At 28.3% G+C, this 2,673-nt stretch carries 2 protein-coding genes and 1 pseudogene; 1 reads left to right on the forward strand and 2 read right to left on the reverse strand.

All coding sequences use genetic code 11. The features are described from left to right. The coding region (locus AACU98_RS00940; protein ID WP_161735350.1) for an acyltransferase family protein at positions 1 to 918 on the reverse strand (918 nt) is incomplete at its 3' end. 328 nt (positions 919 to 1,246) lie between these two features. Between AACU98_RS00940 and AACU98_RS00945 the strand changes: the two are divergent. Then, positions 1,247 to 1,357 (forward strand): annotated as a pseudogene (locus tag AACU98_RS00945) (IS3 family transposase); the annotation flags it as partial. A 202-nt stretch (positions 1,358 to 1,559) separates the two neighbouring features. On the opposite strand, the gene AACU98_RS00950 reads toward AACU98_RS00945, so the two are convergent. Then, on the reverse strand, positions 1,560 to 2,673 hold a 1,114-nt coding region (locus tag AACU98_RS00950), incomplete at its 5' end, for a phosphoethanolamine transferase (RefSeq protein ID WP_161735353.1).

A 2,673-nucleotide genomic window follows, 5' to 3' on the forward strand; every position in this document is an offset into this window, starting at 1 on the left:
GATTATATTTATTTCTGTATTTATTTTTTTACAAAAGACTATTAGTGGCCAATGCACAAGATAAATAGAATAAGACCAAAGTCCTATTTTTTGTAATATTATGTTTGATAAAATGGTTTTTGTATTATTAGCCTGTATACAAAAAAATGCTCCTAAAACAGGTAATAAAGTATTGTAACTAGGCCATGAATCAGCATTTGAAAAAATAAAAAATGATATAATAATTAGAATTAATCCTAGTATCTCAATTGTTCTTTTTTTATTATCTGTTGTGGATAATGGGAACAAAAATGCAATGCCTCCCAAAAGCATTTCCCATGCTCTAGTGTAAATCATGAAATAAGAAAGTGTTTTATTTATGTTAGATAAATAAATGCAAAAAGAAAAACTTATAATGGCAGAAACTAAAATAACTTTTTTTAGTGTATTTGTTGAGAAAAATTTTGATAATGTAAGTAATATTATTGGGTATATTATATAAAATTGCCACTCTACTGATAGTGACCATGTATGCAAAAATATTTTACTAAGTGAATCGGAATCAAAATATCCGGCTTCCTTGGCATAAGTAATATTAGATATAAAAAGTAAACTAGAATATCCATGTTTACCTGCTAATTGATATGTTAGTGGCTCGAAGAAAAGATAACCAAGTGCTAATACTATTGATATGACAGTTACTAATGCCGGAACTATCCGCCTAGCTCTTGCTTTTAAGAAATTCCATAAAGAAAAGTTATTATTTTTTAATCCTCTAAAAATTATTGAGGTCATCAAAAAACCAGATATAACAAAAAAAACATCAACACCAGCAAATCCACCGGGGAGAGATGATGGAACAAAGTGAAACAACATCACAGCCAAAACAGCAATAGCTCGCAACCCATTAATGTCATTTCTAAATTTTTTATCTTGCATATTACTTTTTGATTAACTATGAATATTATTCATAGAATGATACCATCTAGAGGAATTTAGTTCATCAATATATGTAGTTATGCTTTTTTGAATATTACTTATATCACTTTAAAAACACTCCCAACCTCTCAAACAAATCTCTTGCCACACCTTTGTCATATACGTTCTCATTGGTTCCCATCTAACATTTTTCATTTCAAACGTATTCTCATCAAACTATGGTTTAGAGAAGATAATGTCCATAAATAGATGACAACAAAATGTCGAATTCCCTTAAAATAAGATAGCTATAATTAGAATTTCTGCTCTAAAAATTGCAGATGTTATGATGAAAAAATCTCGTTTTACTGAAACTCAAATCGTGAATATTTTGAAACTCGCAGATTCAGGTATGAAATTTGACGATATTCGTCGTCAAAATGAGAGTAGTAGCGTCACTATATGCAGGCTTTCTTGTCTCCCCGTTAGTAAATATTAAGAGCGACAGTATTTGTTCATACGGCCGCTTTTTGGGAGTTTCAAGTATCTAGCGATGGGAAAAACTTAAAGATGACTGATAGCACATATGGTTCAGCGAAAGGAGTATATGTATTAGATTAACAAGATTAGAGCCTATATTAATAGGCTCATCGAATATTATATTAATCTATTTGTTCAAATAACATAATTTCACTATTAGCATTAAGGATTTTATCCTGTTCTTTTTCTTTGTCGAGGTGCTTTTCATCTATGTTATAGCTTAAAAATTCTGATAAGATATATTTATTCATATTTCCATTTAACCAGCCATTGTTACTTCTGAATTTATTAATATATTTACAGAGTTTTTGGTCTTGATTAGTAAATAAAAATAATGGAATTAAGAACTGATCTTTCCCATATCGAAAACCATGACCTTTATTTACAATCTCTCCATGATCAGATGTATAAATTAAAACATAATCGCCAGCGTTTTCTACTATACTTTGAATTCTTTTTATAATGTTATCAGTTTTTAATATTGTTAAATCATAATCATCCATGTCAGGGTTGTTTCTTTTATCATTATAATAGTAATTTGTATATGGAAGATGGCTACCTAATAAATGTATTACTATAAATTTATTTTCACTATTATTATTTATTTCTTTTTCTAAGATATCTGGTATTTTGTCATCTTCTTCTTGTGTTAGAAAAATATGATCGCTTTTTTTAGCTATATAGCCATATTTAGAAGAATAAACACCATTTAAAGACTGAGAGCCAATCCAGTAAGTTGAGTAATTAGAGTCTTTTGCCATATCAATAATGGTTTTTCTGGAAAACATTTTTTCATTATTTTCTGGAGAGTTAAATGATAATGACATGGATATTGAGTCTCTTGTAATAGGTGCAGATGAATGGACATTGTTGACTATACAACCTATCCCATTATCAATCATTTTATCTAGATTTGGAGTTGTGTTTTTCTCATATCCATAAGAATGGTAACGCGATGATAATGATGATTCTCCTATTATAACAACAATATTATGATAGGTGTTATTTGATGATTTTGTATTTAAAATTGATTCATCAACTATTTTATTTGATAAATTATCTTGCTTGTATTTATCATTACTTATTACAGATATAAACAAGTAAGATAAGTCACCTATGATCGTAGGGAATTTATTATGTAAGTATTTACCTAATATCTTATTATCTTCACGAATGTCTGGTACTAATCTATCTGTGCTATAAATGTTTTTTATTGTTAATAATGACAGTAAAAAA

This window comes from Proteus sp. G4380 (genome assembly GCF_963885725.1).
Classification (GTDB): Bacteria; Pseudomonadota; Gammaproteobacteria; order Enterobacterales; family Enterobacteriaceae; genus Proteus; species Proteus mirabilis.